Source organism: Sodalis sp. dw_96, assembly GCF_018449575.1.
In the GTDB taxonomy this organism is placed as follows: domain Bacteria; phylum Pseudomonadota; class Gammaproteobacteria; order Enterobacterales; family Enterobacteriaceae; genus Acerihabitans.
Genome location: NZ_JAAVUT010000058.1, coordinates 1 through 942 on the forward strand (window position 1 = coordinate 1; position 942 = coordinate 942).

A 942-nucleotide genomic window follows, 5' to 3' on the forward strand; every position below is an offset into this window, starting at 1 on the left:
CATCTCTGAAGTCTTCTCTGGATGTCAAGAGTAGGTAAGGTTCTTCGCGTTGCATCGAATTAAACCACATGCTCCACCGCTTGTGCGGGCCCCCGTCAATTCATTTGAGTTTTAACCTTGCGGCCGTACTCCCCAGGCGGTCGATTTAACGCGTTAGCTCCGAAAGCCACGGCTCAAGGCCACAACCTTCAAATCGACATCGTTTACAGCGTGGACTACCAGGGTATCTAATCCTGTTTGCTCCCCACGCTTTCGTACCTGAGCGTCAGTCTTCGTCCAGGGGGCCGCCTTCGCCACCGGTATTCCTCCAGATCTCTACGCATTTCACCGCTACACCTGGAATTCTACCCCCCTCTACGAGACTCTAGCCTGCCAGTTTCAAATGCAGTTCCCGAGTTAAGCTCGGGGATTTCACATCTGACTTAACAAACCGCCTGCGTACGCTTTACGCCCAGTAATTCCGATTAACGCTCGCACCCTCCGTATTACCGCGGCTGCTGGCACGGAGTTAGCCGGTGCTTCTTCTGCGGGTAACGTCAATAATAAGTGCTATTAACACTTACTCCTTCCTCCCCGCTGAAAGTGCTTTACAACCCGAAGGCCTTCTTCACACACGCGGCATGGCTGCATCAGGCTTGCGCCCATTGTGCAATATTCCCCACTGCTGCCTCCCGTAGGAGTCTGGACCGTGTCTCAGTTCCAGTGTGGCTGGTCATCCTCTCAGACCAGCTAGGGATCGTCGCCTAGGTGAGCCGTTACCCCACCTACTAGCTAATCCCATCTGGGTTCATCCGATGGTGTGAGGCCCGAAGGTCCCCCACTTTGGTCTTGCGACGTTATGCGGTATTAGCTACCGTTTCCAGTAGTTATCCCCCTCCATCGGGCAGATCCCCAGACATTACTCACCCGTCCGCCGCTCGCCGGCAAAGTAGCAAGCTACTT

At 54.5% G+C, this 942-nt stretch carries 1 rRNA gene; it reads right to left on the minus strand.

From position 1 onward, the window contains the following. A 16S ribosomal RNA gene (locus tag HB631_RS26760) occupies positions 1-942 on the minus strand; the annotation flags it as partial.